Source organism: Pseudomonas sp. PICF6 (assembly GCF_009831705.1).
Taxonomy (GTDB): domain Bacteria; phylum Pseudomonadota; class Gammaproteobacteria; order Pseudomonadales; family Pseudomonadaceae; genus Aquipseudomonas; species Aquipseudomonas rhizophila.
This window is the reverse complement of the sequence record NZ_WUUD01000002.1, coordinates 244,872-257,701: the sequence shown is the minus strand read 5'-3', so window position 1 is coordinate 257,701 and position 12,830 is coordinate 244,872. Positions and strand designations below refer to the sequence as shown.

The following is a 12,830-nucleotide window of genomic DNA, read 5'->3' as shown; positions in this document are numbered from 1 at the left end:
TGGGTGTAGTTCTGCAGTGGGCGTGGGCTGTGTTCCACATCCTGATCATCACCCTGCAGGCGTTCATCTTCATGATGCTGACCATCGTCTACCTGTCGATGGCGCACGAAGAAAACCATTAAGGCCAGTCTCGACTAGTCTGATGTCCTTCCCGGTCACACGGGAAGGGGCCCGAACGGGCTTGATGAAACGATTTGTTTTACCGCTTTAATCTAAAAAACCTAAACCATACGACGTAAAAGTCGGGAGGAAAGATGGAAACTGTAGTTGGTCTAACCGCTATCGCTGTTGCACTGTTGATCGGCCTGGGCGCACTGGGTACCGCAATTGGTTTCGGCCTGCTGGGCGGCAAGTTCCTGGAAGGCGCCGCGCGTCAGCCAGAAATGGTTCCAATGCTGCAAGTTAAAATGTTCATCGTGGCTGGTCTGCTCGACGCCGTGACCATGATCGGTGTTGGTATCGCTCTGTTCTTCACCTTTGCGAACCCGTTCGTTGGTCAAATCGCTGGCTAATTACTCGGATGTCTCGAGTAGATTGGTGTGATGGACAACGTAACTGCGAGGTGTTGGCGTGAACATTAATGCGACCCTGATTGGCCAGTCCGTTGCGTTCCTGATTTTTGTACTGTTCTGCATGAAGTTCGTATGGCCTCCGGTCATTGCGGCATTGCACGAACGTCAAAAGAAGATCGCGGATGGTCTGGACGCTGCCAGCCGTGCAGCTCGCGACCTGGAGTTGGCCCATGAGAAAGTGGGTCAGCAACTGCGCGAAGCGAAAGCTCAGGCAGCTGAAATCATCGAGCAAGCCAAGAAACGCGGTACCCAGATTGTCGACGAAGCCCGTGAACAGGCTCGCGTCGAAGCTGACCGTGTGAAGGCTCAGGCTCAAGCCGAGATCGAACAGGAACTGAACAGTGTCAAAGACGCCCTGCGTGCCCAAGTGGGTGCCCTGGCTGTTGGCGGTGCTTCGAAGATCCTGGGTGCCACAATCGATCAAAACGCGCACGCAGAGCTGGTAAACAAACTGGCTGCTGAAATTTAAGCGAGGGCGATCATGGCAGAACTGACCACGTTGGCCCGACCTTACGCTAAGGCGGCCTTCGAGCACGCTCAGGCCCACCAGCAACTGGCCAATTGGTCAGCCATGCTCGGCCTGGCAGCAGCGGTGTCGCAAGACGACACCATGCAGCGCGTGCTCAAGGCCCCGCGACTGACGAGCGCAGAAAAGGCCGCCACGTTCATTGACGTGTGCGGCGACAAGTTCGATGCCAAGGCACAGAATTTCATTCACGTCGTTGCCGAAAACGACCGTCTCCCGCTTCTGCCGGAGATCGCCGCATTGTTCGACCTGTACAAGGCTGAGCAAGAGAAGTCGGTAGACGTGGAAGTGACCAGTGCTTTTGCATTGAACCAAGAACAGCAAGACAAACTCGCCAAGGTTCTCAGTGCACGACTCAACCGGGAAGTGCGTCTGGACGTTACGGAAGACCCTGCCTTGATTGGTGGTGTCGTTATCCGCGCCGGTGACCTGGTTATCGATGGCTCGATTCGCGGCAAAATCGCGAAACTTGCCGAAGCATTGAAATCTTGAGTTTGAAGGGGCAGCAGAGCAATGCAGCAACTCAATCCTTCCGAAATAAGTGAAATTATCAAGGGCCGCATCGACAAGCTCGATGTGACCTCCCAAGCCCGTAACGAAGGCACTGTCGTCAGCGTATCTGACGGCATCGTGCGGATTCACGGTCTGGCCGACGTCATGTACGGCGAGATGATCGAGTTTCCGGGCGGCGTCTACGGTATGGCCCTCAACCTGGAGCAAGACTCTGTAGGTGCCGTGGTATTGGGCGCGTACACGTCTCTGGCTGAAGGCATGAGCGCCAAGTGCACCGGCCGCATCCTCGAAGTTCCGGTTGGTAAGGAACTGCTGGGTCGCGTAGTCGACGCACTGGGTAACCCAGTTGACGGCAAAGGTCCGCTGAACAACACCGAGACCGATGCGGTCGAGAAAGTTGCTCCAGGCGTGATCTGGCGTAAGTCGGTAGACCAGCCTGTACAGACTGGCTACAAGGCTGTCGATGCCATGATCCCTGTCGGCCGTGGCCAGCGTGAGCTGATCATCGGTGACCGTCAGATCGGTAAAACCGCTCTGGCGATCGACGCGATCATCAACCAGAAGAACAGCGGCATTTTCTGCGTCTACGTGGCAATTGGTCAGAAGCAATCGACCATCGCCAACGTGGTTCGCAAGCTGGAAGAAAACGGCGCCCTGGCCAACACGATCATCGTGGCTGCCAGTGCTTCGGAATCTCCTGCGCTGCAGTTCCTGGCACCGTACTCCGGTTGCACCATGGGCGAATACTTCCGCGACCGCGGTGAAGACGCGCTGATCGTTTATGACGATCTGTCCAAGCAGGCAGTGGCTTACCGCCAGATCTCCCTGCTGCTGCGCCGTCCACCAGGCCGTGAAGCTTACCCAGGCGACGTGTTCTATCTCCACTCCCGTCTGCTGGAGCGCGCATCTCGCGTTTCGGAAGAGTACGTAGAGAAGTTCACCAACGGCGCAGTGACCGGCAAAACCGGTTCCCTGACCGCACTGCCGATCATCGAAACCCAGGCTGGCGACGTTTCCGCGTTCGTTCCGACCAACGTGATTTCCATCACCGACGGTCAGATCTTCCTGGAATCGGCCATGTTCAACTCCGGGATCCGTCCTGCTGTGAACGCCGGTGTTTCGGTATCCCGTGTGGGTGGTGCCGCTCAGACCAAGATCATCAAGAAGCTCTCCGGTGGTATCCGTACCGCTCTGGCTCAGTACCGTGAACTGGCGGCATTCGCCCAATTCGCGTCTGACCTGGACGAAGCGACCCGTAAGCAACTTGAGCATGGTCAGCGCGTTACCGAGCTGATGAAGCAGAAGCAATACGCTCCGATGTCGATCGCTGACATGGCGTTGTCGCTGTATGCCGCTGAACGTGGGTTCCTGACTGACGTCGAAATCGCCAAGGTCGGCAGCTTTGAACAAGCGCTGATTGCTTACTTCAACCGCGATCACGCCGATTTGATGGCGAAGATCAACGTGAAGGGTGACTTCAATGACGAAATCGACGCTGGCATGAAAGCCGGTATCGAGAAGTTCAAGGCCACCCAAACCTGGTAAGCCGCAGCGGGAGTCGCAAGGCTCCCGCTTGCTAACCTGATAGGTGTTACATGGCAGGCGCAAAAGAGATTCGCAGTAAGATTGCGAGCATCAAAAGCACGCAAAAGATTACCAGCGCCATGGAAAAAGTGGCGGTCAGCAAAATGCGCAAGGCACAAATGCGCATGGCTGCTAGCCGTCCCTACGCGGAGCGCATCCGCCAGGTAATTGGTCATCTGGCCAACGCCAACCCGGAATATCGCCACCCGTTCATGATCGACCGCGCCATCAAGCGCGTCGGTTACGTTGTGGTGAGCAGTGACCGTGGTCTGTGCGGTGGCTTGAACACCAACCTGTTCAAGGCCCTGGTCAAGGACATGGCTGTAAACCGTGAACAAGGCGTCGAGATCGATCTGTGCGTGATTGGTAGCAAGGGTGCGGCTTTTTTCCGCAACTTCGGCGGTAACGTCGTCGCTGCTATCAGCCACCTGGGTGAAGAGCCGTCGATCAATGATCTGATCGGCAGCGTCAAGGTGATGCTGGATGCTTACCTGGAAGGCCGTATTGACCGCCTGTCCGTGGTATCCAACAAATTCATCAACACCATGACGCAACAGCCTACCGTGGAGCAGTTGATTCCACTGGTGGCGACCCCGGAACAGGAACTCAAGCACCACTGGGACTACCTCTACGAACCGGATGCCAAAGAGCTGCTTGACGGCTTGATGGTCCGCTACGTGGAATCGCAGGTTTACCAGGCGGTGGTCGAGAACAACGCAGCTGAACAAGCGGCGCGGATGATCGCGATGAAGAACGCTACCGACAACGCCGGTGATCTGATCAGTGATTTGCAACTGATCTACAACAAGGCGCGTCAGGCTGCGATCACCCAAGAGATCTCGGAAATCGTCGGCGGCGCTGCCGCGGTTTAACGGTTCAAATATTCAGAGGATCCAGCTATGAGTAGCGGACGTATCGTTCAAATCATCGGCGCCGTTATCGACGTGGAATTTCCACGCGACAGCGTACCGAGCATCTACAACGCGCTGAAAGTACAAGGCGCGGAAACCACTCTGGAAGTTCAGCAGCAGCTGGGCGACGGCGTGGTACGTACCATTGCGATGGGCTCCACCGAAGGCTTGAAGCGCGGTCTGGATGTTGTCGACTCTGGCGCAGCCATCTCCGTACCGGTCGGTAAAGCGACCCTGGGCCGGATCATGGACGTACTGGGCAACCCGATCGACGAAGCAGGTCCGATCGCCACCGAAGAGCGCTGGGGCATTCACCGTCCTGCGCCATCCTTCGCTGAACAGGCAGGCGGCAACGACCTGCTGGAAACCGGCATCAAGGTTATCGACCTGGTTTGCCCGTTCGCCAAGGGCGGTAAAGTCGGTCTGTTCGGTGGTGCCGGTGTGGGCAAGACCGTAAACATGATGGAACTGATCCGTAACATCGCCATCGAGCACAGCGGTTATTCCGTGTTCGCCGGTGTGGGTGAGCGTACTCGTGAGGGTAACGACTTCTACCACGAGATGAAGGACTCCAACGTTCTGGACAAAGTGGCACTGGTTTACGGTCAGATGAACGAGCCGCCGGGAAACCGTCTGCGCGTAGCCCTGACCGGCCTGACCATGGCCGAGAAGTTCCGTGACGAAGGTAATGACGTACTGTTGTTCGTCGACAACATCTACCGTTACACCCTGGCCGGTACTGAAGTATCCGCACTGCTGGGCCGTATGCCTTCGGCAGTAGGTTACCAGCCGACCCTGGCTGAAGAGATGGGCGTGCTGCAAGAGCGCATCACTTCGACCAAGGAAGGTTCGATCACCTCGATCCAGGCGGTATACGTACCGGCGGACGACTTGACCGACCCGTCGCCAGCGACCACCTTCGCCCACTTGGACGCGACCGTCGTTCTGTCCCGTGACATCGCTTCCCTGGGTATCTACCCAGCGGTAGACCCACTGGACTCGACTTCGCGTCAGCTGGACCCGAACGTGATCGGCCAGGAGCACTACGACACCGCTCGCGGCGTTCAGTACGTGCTGCAGCGTTACAAAGAGCTGAAGGACATCATTGCGATCCTGGGTATGGACGAGCTGTCGGAAACCGACAAGCAGTTGGTATCCCGCGCTCGTAAGATCCAGCGCTTCTTGTCGCAGCCGTTCTTCGTGGCTGAAGTCTTCACCGGTGCCTCGGGTAAATACGTTTCCCTGAAAGACACCATTGCTGGCTTCAAAGGCATCCTCAACGGTGACTACGACCACCTGCCAGAACAAGCGTTCTACATGGTCGGCGGCATCGAAGAAGCGATCGAGAAAGCCAAGAAACTGTAATCCCGGCGCCCGGCAACGGGCGCTAATTTAGGTTGAGGCAATCAGATGGCTATGACAGTCCATTGCGATATCGTCAGTGCGGAAGGGGAAATTTTCTCCGGTCTGGTCGAGATGGTGGTTGCGCATGGTGAGCTGGGCGATCTTGGTATCGCTCTGGGTCACGCACCGCTGATCACTAATCTGAAACCAGGTCCGATCCGCTTGATCAAGCAGGGCGGGGAATCCGAGGTGTATTACATCTCCGGTGGTTTCCTCGAGGTTCAGCCGAACATGGTCAAGGTCCTTGCCGACACCGTGCAACGTGCTGCCGACCTGGACGAAGCCTCCGCTCAGGAAGCCGTCAAGGCTGCTGAGAAGGCCTTGCATGAGCGCGGCGCCGAGTTCGATTACGGCTCTGCTGCTGCACGTCTGGCCGAGGCCGCAGCCCAGCTGCGCACCGTCCAGCAGATCCGCAAGAAGTTCGGCGGCTAAGCCGTCTGCTTTCTGTGCGATTGATTAAAAAGGGTAGCCTCGGCTACCCTTTTTTCTTTTTCCGACACTCATCATCTGGTCGCAGCCGCTGACCACCCAGGATTGGTAGCCAGTCATGTCTCTCGAAATCGTTATCCTCGCGGCGGGTCAAGGCACTCGCATGCGTTCGGCGCTGCCCAAGGTATTGCACCCGGTGGCCGGCAACTCCATGCTCGGTCATGTTATCCACAGCGCCCGGCAACTTGATCCACAGCGCATTCACGTGGTGATCGGCCACGGGGCGGATGCTGTGCGTGAGCGCTTGGCGGCGGATGACCTTAATTTTGTCCTGCAGGATAAACAACTGGGGACCGGCCACGCGGTCGCCCAGGCGGTGCCATTTATTACCGCCGATACGGTATTGATTCTCTACGGCGACGTGCCGCTGATCGAAGTCGATACCTTGCAGCGCCTGCTCAAGCATGCTGCTCCACAGCAATTGGGCCTGCTGACCGTCGAGCTGGATGACCCCACTGGTTACGGCCGCATTGTGCGCAACGCCGACGGCCAGGTGACAGCGATTGTCGAGCAAAAGGACGCCAACGAAGCCCAGCGCGCGATCACCGAAGGCAACACCGGCATTCTTGCCGTACCGGCTGAACGCCTGGGCGACTGGATGAGTCGTTTGTCGAACAACAATGCCCAGGGCGAGTACTACCTGACCGATGTGATTGCCATGGCTGTCAACGACGGGCTGGTGGTCGCCACTGAGCAGCCGCTGGATGCCATGGAAGTGCAGGGCGCCAACGATCGCCGGCAACTGGCCGAACTGGAGCGTCACTATCAATTGCGCGCCGCCCGCCGCCTGATGGCTCAGGGCGTGACCCTGCGCGACCCGGCCCGTTTCGATGTGCGCGGTGAAGTCAGCGTCGGCCGCGATGTGGTCATCGACATCAACGTTATCCTTGAAGGCAAGGTCATCATCGAAGACGACGTGGTCATCGGCCCGAACTGTGTGATCAAGGACAGCACCCTGCGAAAAGGCGTGGTGATCAAAGCCAACAGTCACCTCGATGGCGCCGTCATGGGCGAAGGCAGCGACGCGGGCCCATTTGCTCGCCTGCGTCCGGGTACTGTGCTGGAAGCCCACGCCCATGTGGGTAACTTCGTCGAGCTCAAGAATGCCCACATGGGCGAAGGCGCCAAGGCCGGTCACCTGACCTATCTGGGTGACGCTGAAATCGGTGCACGCACCAACATTGGCGCCGGTACCATCACCTGCAATTACGACGGCGCCAATAAGTATCAGACGACTATTGGTGAGGACGTGTTCATCGGCTCCAATAATTCGCTGGTTGCACCGGTGACCATCGGTGATGGATCAAACACCGCAGCAGGTTCAACCATCAATCAGGATGTGGATAAGTCTCAACTGGCTGTGGCCCGTGCGCGGCAGCGCAACATCGATGGCTGGAAGCGTCCGGTAAAAATCAAGAAAACCTGAGTTATCCACAACTCCGGTCGCGTCCATCGCGAGCAGGCTCGCTCCCACACTGAATTCTCGGCTGACACGGGCCCCGTGGACGCTGCAATCAATGTGGGAGCGAGCCTGTTCGCGATGGCGTTCATGTTCACCCAGTTTCTGAATTTTTCTGCTCTTGTCTTGACGACATGCTTCCAATAGGTTTTGATTACTTACGTTATCTTTCGAATCGAAACTTATCCTTATGTCCAAGCGCAACACACCACAGCGCCGCCACAATATACTTGCCTTGCTTCAAGAGCAGGGCGAAGTCAGTGTTGATGAGTTGGCCAAGCGCTTCGAAACCTCGGAAGTTACGATTCGCAAGGATCTCGCCGCGCTGGAAACCAACGGCTTGCTGCTGCGTCGTTACGGTGGCGCGGTTCCCATGCCGCAGGAACTGGTCGCCGATAACGGGCAAGCCGTCTCCAAATACAAACAAGCCATTGCCCGGGCCGCGGTGAAGCGGGTCCGCGAACATGCGCGGATTATCATCGACAGCGGCAGCACCACCGCGGCAATGATTCCTCAGCTCGGACTGCAGCCGGGGTTGGTGGTGATGACCAATTCCCTGCATGTCGCCAGTGCCCTGAGCGAGCTGGAGCATGAACCGGTGCTGTTGATGACCGGCGGCACCTGGGATCCTCATTCCGAGTCGTTCCAGGGCCAAGTCGCGGAGCAGGTCCTGCGCTCCTACGATTTCGACCAGTTGTTTATCGGCGCCGACGGCATCGATCTGGTCCGAGGCACCACCACCTTTAACGAACTGCTGGGCCTGAGCCGTGTAATGGCTGAGGTAGCCCGCGAAGTGATCGTGATGGTGGAGGCCGACAAGATCGGCCGAAAAATCCCCAACCTGGAACTGCCGTGGAGCAGCGTCCATACCCTCATTACCGATGATCGCCTGCCCGTGGAGGCCCGCGATCAGATTCAGGCCCGTGGGATCAATGTGATCTGCGCGTCTGTCAGCCAGGAGAAATAGCATGTGTGGAATTGTCGGCGCCGTTGCTGAACGCAACATCACTGCAATCTTGCTCGAAGGCCTCAAGCGCCTCGAATACCGTGGTTATGACAGCGCCGGTGTGGCGGTGTTTACCAACGACGAGAAGCTTGAGCGCATGCGACGCCCAGGTAAGGTCAGTGAGCTGGAACAAGCGTTGGACGCCGAGCCGCTGGTGGGGCGCCTGGGCATCGCCCACACCCGCTGGGCCACTCACGGCGCGCCGTGCGAGCGTAACGCCCACCCGCATTTCTCCGACAACCTGGCGGTTGTGCACAACGGCATTATCGAGAATCACGAAGCGCTGCGTGAGCAACTCAAGGCACTCGGCTATGTGTTCACCTCCGACACTGACACCGAAGTCATTGCCCACCTGCTCAATCACAAGCTCAAGGAACTGATGGACTTGACTGCGGCGCTCAAGGCCACCGTCAAGGAACTGCATGGCGCCTATGGCTTGGCGGTGATCAGTGCCGAGCAGCCGGATCGACTGGTTGCTGCCCGCAGCGGCAGCCCGTTGGTGATCGGTCTGGGCCTTGGGGAAAACTTCCTGGCTTCCGATCAGCTGGCGCTGCGTCAGGTCACTGACCGCTTCATGTACCTGGAAGAGGGCGATATCGCCGAAATTCGCCGCGACAGCGTGCAGATCTGGGACATCGACGGCAAAGCCGTTGAGCGCGAGACCGTTCAATACCGTGACGGCGCCGAAGCCGCCGACAAGGGCGAGTTCCGGCACTTCATGCTCAAGGAGATCCACGAACAACCGGCTGTGGTGCAACGCACCCTGGAAGGCCGCATGAGCCAGAGTCAGGTGCTGGTCCAGGCGTTCGGGCCACAGGCCGCCGAGCTGTTCGCCAAGGTTCGCAACGTGCAGATCGTTGCCTGTGGCACCAGCTACCACGCTGGTATGGTTGCTCGTTACTGGTTGGAAGAGTTGGCCGGTATTCCGTGCCAGGTCGAAGTCGCCAGCGAATTCCGTTACCGCAAAGTGGTGGTGCAACCCGACACCCTGTTCGTCACCATTTCCCAGTCCGGTGAAACCGCCGACACCTTGGCCGCCCTGCGTAACGCCAAGGAGATGGGTTTCCTTGCCAGCCTGGCGATCTGCAACGTGGGCATCAGCTCGTTGGTGCGCGAATCCGACCTGACCCTGCTAACCCAGGCTGGCCGTGAAATCGGTGTGGCGTCGACCAAGGCGTTCACCACGCAGCTGGTGGGCCTGCTGTTGCTGACCCTGTCCTTGGGACAGGTGCGCGGGACTCTGGGCGAGGGTGTCGAGGCAACATTGGTGGAAGAACTGCGCCGCCTGCCGACCCGTCTGGGCGAAGCCCTGGCGATGGACAGCACCGTGGAAAAAATCGCCGAGTTGTTCGCCGAGAAGAACCACACCCTGTTCCTGGGGCGTGGCGCGCAATTCCCGGTGGCGATGGAAGGCGCCCTGAAGCTCAAGGAAATTTCCTATATCCACGCTGAAGCCTATCCAGCCGGTGAACTCAAGCACGGCCCGCTAGCCCTGGTGGATAACGATATGCCCGTGGTCACCGTGGCGCCGAACAACGAGCTGCTGGAAAAGCTCAAGTCCAACCTGCAGGAAGTGCGCGCCCGTGGCGGCCAGCTGATTGTCTTTGCCGACGAGAAGGCCGGCATGACCAATGGTGAAGGTACTCACGTGGTGCACATGCCGCACATCCACGACATCCTGTCGCCGATCCTCTACACGATCCCGCTGCAGTTGTTGTCGTACTATGTCGCGGTACTCAAGGGCACTGACGTCGACCAGCCACGAAACCTGGCCAAGTCTGTGACAGTGGAGTAAGCCCTGGCAGCCGGGGTCGCGGAGGTGGTTTCGTCTCCTCTGCACCCTGGCGTCACCGGTTGCTGCCCTCCACCCCCCGGCTCCTGAGCGGCACCGCTGATCGCCGCTCGTCTGATCGTCACCCCCGCATTGCTCTTCATGAGCGTAAACATGAGGCCACGTCTTCCTCCTCTCACCGATTCAACAAATATCCGCGTTGACAAAAATTATTTTAGGTGACGATAATCGGCCAAGTCGTACGACAACGTATGACATAAAATAATAAAATCGACGCAGGCCCTGCTATGCCATTCGCTCCGACGGCTCATCAGCATCGCTCTCTGCCCTTTCTGCATAACCGTAGAAGGGCGCCTCTCTTCTCGCTTATGCATCCCAGCCAAGCGGGCCATGGCTTTCCAGACAGCCATACTTGTTCGACTCAACCAAATTCCTTGCATCGTTCGCTTCCTGCTGCGCCCCAGTACGGCATTGCCACTGCGCGCGGGTTGGCAATACGCCCGATTCATCCTCGCGACACCCATACCCAACTCCCTACCAACACCTTCTACGGCAGCATCTCTGGAGAACAATAATGAGAAAAACACTATGCGCCTCTCTCGTCGCTTCCTTCTTGAGCCTCACCGCCGGAGCGGCCGTTGCCGCTGATGCGAGCGACTGGCCGACACGTCCGGTGCAGGTGGTGGTCATTGCCAACGCCGGCGGCGATACCGACTTCAACGCACGGATGATGGCCAAGTACTTCACCAAAGTGACCGGTAAGTCCATGGTCGTCACCAACATGGCCGGCGGGGGCGGCACCATCGCTGCCGACGCGGTCAAGAGCGCGGCGCCAGATGGCAACACCATTCTGTTCACCCACACCGGTCAGATGATCGTTAACGAAGTGGCAGGGTTGTCCGAAGATCGCTTCGATGCATTCGATGTCTCCTGCATCGCGGGCGTCGATAAAGGCGCTGTGTTCGTCTCTGCCAAAAGCTCGGGCATCGACACCCTCGATCAGTTGATTTCACAGGCCAAGGCCAAGCCAGGCACCATCACCTACGGCACCGAGATGGGTAACTTCTCGCACCTGCAAGGCTTGATGTTCGAGAAACTCGCCGGCGTCAAACTGAAGATGGTCGACAGCGGCACCGTTTCGGAAAAAGTGGTGGCCTTGCTGGGCAAGCGCATTGACCTGGGTGCTATCAGCTATGGTTCGGTTCAGGACTACATTGCCAGCGGCAAGATGACCGCTCTGGGCCAGCCTAACGCAGAGCGCAACCCGCTGCTGGGTGACGTCAAGACGTTCAAGGAGCAAGGCGTGGACCTGGTCCTGGACAAGCCTTACATCGTCGCTTTCCCGAAAGGCACAGACCCGGCCATCGTCAAGAAAATGGCTGACACCATGAAGAAAATCACCGAAGAACCTGAATACGCTGAAGAGCTCAAGAAGTCCTTCAAGCAGCCTGTCAGCTTCCAGGGCACCGAAGAAGCCATTGCTACGCTGACCAAGACCCGTGACGACTTCATGCAGTTCAAGGACGAAATGCGTAAAGCCAAGTAAATCCTGGGAAACAGGATGGGGCGCTTACCGTATTGGCCAGCGCCCCTTTGCTCGGCCCTTCAAGTGAAAGAGGATCCTGTATGGATACCTACAAAAGAAATGAATTGTTCGCCGGCCTGGCGATGCTCGGTGCTGGTGTGGCGTACATGTTGTTGACCGCGAATCTGCCGCGTCGCGGTTTTGTCGACGCCGCTTTTGTGCCCTGGATTCTTTCCGGCGCGCTGTGCCTGTTGGGCGTGTTGCAGTTGCTGGCCTGGAGAAAACTGCCTCAGCAACGTGCCGAGCCTGTCGAGCCGGCCGAAGCCGCTGAATCGATCGATTACCCGACGGTTATCAAATCCATCGCCCTGGTGACGCTCTTCACCGCGCTGCTGGAAGTTGTCGGTTTCGTGATCATGACCACGCTTTACCTCTACGCCCAATTCATCGTGTTGACCCCCGCGGATCAGAAGGTCAAGCACGGGCTTTATGCCGTGATCGCGGTCGTTTCAGCAGCGTTGATTTTTGTGATCTTCCGTGAGGGCTTCGATTTGATGCTGCCCGCCGGTCTATTGGATTTCTAGGGGACGGTGATGATTGAGCTCCTGCAACAAGGCTTCGGTGCCGTATTCTCGCCCTACGTATTTGTCCTGATCACCCTCGGCGTTGCAGTGGGGATCGTCTTTGGTGCGGTGCCCGGCCTTTCGGCCACCATGGCCATCGCCCTGTGCTTGCCGCTGACCTATTCGATGGGCCCGGCCACGGGTCTGTCACTGCTGGTTGCTCTGTTTGTCGGCGCCACCTCGGGGGGGCTGATTTCAGCGATATTGCTCAACATACCGGGCACGCCGGCCTCCATCGCCACGACGTTCGATGGTTCGCCGATGATGAAAAAGGGCCTGGGCGTCAAAGCCCTGGGCATTGGCGTGGTGTTCTCGTTCCTGGGCACGATTTTCAGCATTGCGGCGTTGATGTTTATCGCCCCGATCCTGGCGGACGTGGCCCTGAGTTTCGGTCCCCATGAATATTTCTCCATTGCCGTTTTTTCG

The 12,830-nt window shown here is 58.0% G+C and carries 14 protein-coding genes; all 14 read left to right on the top strand.

Features of this window, described 5'->3' with window-relative positions; genetic code table 11:
- The coding region (locus tag GSM73_RS26705; protein WP_256676661.1) for a F0F1 ATP synthase subunit A at positions 1 to 122 on the top strand (122 nt) is incomplete at its 5' end.
- A gap of 132 nt (positions 123 to 254) precedes the next feature.
- Positions 255 to 512, top strand: coding sequence for a F0F1 ATP synthase subunit C (gene atpE / locus GSM73_RS02175; protein ID WP_003097235.1), 258 nt, complete (start codon positions 255 to 257; stop codon positions 510 to 512).
- A gap of 58 nt (positions 513 to 570) precedes the next feature.
- Entirely contained in the window at positions 571 to 1,041 is a 471-nt protein-coding gene (locus GSM73_RS02170; protein ID WP_047230097.1) for a F0F1 ATP synthase subunit B, read from the top strand.
- A gap of 12 nt (positions 1,042 to 1,053) precedes the next feature.
- Positions 1,054 to 1,590, top strand: a complete 537-nt coding sequence (locus GSM73_RS02165) for a F0F1 ATP synthase subunit delta (RefSeq protein ID WP_047230096.1) — start codon at positions 1,054 to 1,056, stop codon at positions 1,588 to 1,590.
- A 21-nt stretch (positions 1,591 to 1,611) separates the two neighbouring features.
- Entirely contained in the window at positions 1,612 to 3,156 is a 1,545-nt protein-coding gene (atpA, locus tag GSM73_RS02160) for a F0F1 ATP synthase subunit alpha (RefSeq protein ID WP_025216279.1), read from the top strand.
- Between the two features lie 50 nt (positions 3,157 to 3,206).
- The gene (gene atpG / locus GSM73_RS02155; protein ID WP_003207090.1) at positions 3,207 to 4,067 is read left to right on the top strand and encodes a F0F1 ATP synthase subunit gamma; all 861 of its coding nucleotides are present in this window, start codon (positions 3,207 to 3,209) and stop codon (positions 4,065 to 4,067) included.
- Positions 4,068 to 4,094: 27 nt separating this feature from the next.
- Positions 4,095 to 5,471 (top strand): F0F1 ATP synthase subunit beta, encoded by a 1,377-nt coding sequence (gene atpD, locus GSM73_RS02150; protein WP_047230095.1) that lies wholly within the window; start codon positions 4,095 to 4,097, stop codon positions 5,469 to 5,471.
- Between the two features lie 45 nt (positions 5,472 to 5,516).
- Positions 5,517 to 5,942, top strand: a complete 426-nt coding sequence (locus GSM73_RS02145; RefSeq protein ID WP_047230094.1) for a F0F1 ATP synthase subunit epsilon — start codon at positions 5,517 to 5,519, stop codon at positions 5,940 to 5,942.
- A gap of 115 nt (positions 5,943 to 6,057) precedes the next feature.
- Complete coding sequence (gene glmU / locus GSM73_RS02140) at positions 6,058 to 7,425, top strand: bifunctional UDP-N-acetylglucosamine diphosphorylase/glucosamine-1-phosphate N-acetyltransferase GlmU (protein WP_160891445.1); 1,368 nt, start codon at positions 6,058 to 6,060, stop codon at positions 7,423 to 7,425.
- A 223-nt stretch (positions 7,426 to 7,648) separates the two neighbouring features.
- Positions 7,649 to 8,425 (top strand): DeoR/GlpR family DNA-binding transcription regulator, encoded by a 777-nt coding sequence (locus GSM73_RS02135; RefSeq protein WP_047230092.1) that lies wholly within the window; start codon positions 7,649 to 7,651, stop codon positions 8,423 to 8,425.
- A gap of 1 nt (position 8,426) precedes the next feature.
- On the top strand, positions 8,427 to 10,259 hold the full coding sequence (gene glmS / locus GSM73_RS02130) for a glutamine--fructose-6-phosphate transaminase (isomerizing) (RefSeq protein WP_160891444.1): 1,833 nt from the start codon (positions 8,427 to 8,429) through the stop codon (positions 10,257 to 10,259).
- A gap of 571 nt (positions 10,260 to 10,830) precedes the next feature.
- Positions 10,831 to 11,802, top strand: a complete 972-nt coding sequence (locus GSM73_RS02125; RefSeq protein WP_047226652.1) for a tripartite tricarboxylate transporter substrate binding protein — start codon at positions 10,831 to 10,833, stop codon at positions 11,800 to 11,802.
- Between the two features lie 80 nt (positions 11,803 to 11,882).
- On the top strand, positions 11,883 to 12,365 hold the full coding sequence (locus GSM73_RS02120) for a tripartite tricarboxylate transporter TctB family protein (protein WP_047226653.1): 483 nt from the start codon (positions 11,883 to 11,885) through the stop codon (positions 12,363 to 12,365).
- Between the two features lie 9 nt (positions 12,366 to 12,374).
- Positions 12,375 to 12,830: tripartite tricarboxylate transporter permease (locus GSM73_RS26700; protein ID WP_256676652.1), on the top strand; the 456-nt coding region annotated here is incomplete at its 3' end.

Coding starts and splice junctions, on each gene's coding strand:
- atpE (WP_003097235.1), top strand. CDS start 255: ATGGAAACTGTAGTTGGTCTAACCGCTATCGCTGTTGCACTGTTGATC.
- GSM73_RS02165 (WP_047230096.1), top strand. CDS start 1,054: ATGGCAGAACTGACCACGTTGGCCCGACCTTACGCTAAGGCGGCCTTC.
- atpA (WP_025216279.1), top strand. CDS start 1,612: ATGCAGCAACTCAATCCTTCCGAAATAAGTGAAATTATCAAGGGCCGC.
- atpG (WP_003207090.1), top strand. CDS start 3,207: ATGGCAGGCGCAAAAGAGATTCGCAGTAAGATTGCGAGCATCAAAAGC.
- atpD (WP_047230095.1), top strand. CDS start 4,095: ATGAGTAGCGGACGTATCGTTCAAATCATCGGCGCCGTTATCGACGTG.
- GSM73_RS02145 (WP_047230094.1), top strand. CDS start 5,517: ATGGCTATGACAGTCCATTGCGATATCGTCAGTGCGGAAGGGGAAATT.
- glmU (WP_160891445.1), top strand. CDS start 6,058: ATGTCTCTCGAAATCGTTATCCTCGCGGCGGGTCAAGGCACTCGCATG.
- GSM73_RS02135 (WP_047230092.1), top strand. CDS start 7,649: ATGTCCAAGCGCAACACACCACAGCGCCGCCACAATATACTTGCCTTG.
- glmS (WP_160891444.1), top strand. CDS start 8,427: ATGTGTGGAATTGTCGGCGCCGTTGCTGAACGCAACATCACTGCAATC.
- GSM73_RS02125 (WP_047226652.1), top strand. CDS start 10,831: ATGAGAAAAACACTATGCGCCTCTCTCGTCGCTTCCTTCTTGAGCCTC.
- GSM73_RS02120 (WP_047226653.1), top strand. CDS start 11,883: ATGGATACCTACAAAAGAAATGAATTGTTCGCCGGCCTGGCGATGCTC.